This window comes from Streptomyces sp. 8N616, assembly GCF_052246385.1.
In the GTDB taxonomy this organism is placed as follows: Bacteria; Actinomycetota; Actinomycetes; order Streptomycetales; family Streptomycetaceae; genus Streptomyces.
This window is the reverse complement of record NZ_JBQQBY010000103.1, coordinates 1-500: the sequence shown is the minus strand read 5'-3', so window position 1 is coordinate 500 and position 500 is coordinate 1. Positions and strand designations below refer to the sequence as shown.

Here is a 500-nt window from a genome sequence, read left to right as displayed (position 1 = left end):
CGCGGCCTCCCACGTCCTTCATCGGTTCCTGGTGCCAAGGCATCCACCGTGCGCCCTTAAAAACTTGGCCACAGATGCTCGCGTCCACTGTGCAGTTCTCAAACAACGACCAGCCACCCACCACCCCCGCGCCAACACGCAGAGTTCACCGGGACCGGCATACCGAAGGAACAGCCACACGGCCGCACCCTCAGACACCCAACAGCGTGCCCGGCCCAGCAGTCGTCCCTCCCGCGTTCCACACTCCGAAGAGCAGTACTAGCGGACAGATCCAACCCACTGTGCCGAGTAGTCAACGTTCCACCCATGAGCAACCAGCACCGGACATTCGCCGGTGTTCTGGCCTCTGACCAAGCCAGGGCCTGGCAAGAAGTGCTCCTTAGAAAGGAGGTGATCCAGCCGCACCTTCCGGTACGGCTACCTTGTTACGACTTCGTCCCAATCGCCAGTCCCACCTTCGACGGCTCCCCCCACAAGGGTTGGGCCACCGGCTTCGGGTG

1 rRNA gene is annotated in these 500 nt (G+C 62.6%); it reads right to left on the bottom strand.

Annotated elements, in window-relative coordinates:
- Positions 1–383: 383 nt before the first annotated feature.
- Positions 384–500: ribosomal RNA gene (locus tag ACTWQC_RS35800) — 16S ribosomal RNA — on the bottom strand; the annotation flags it as partial.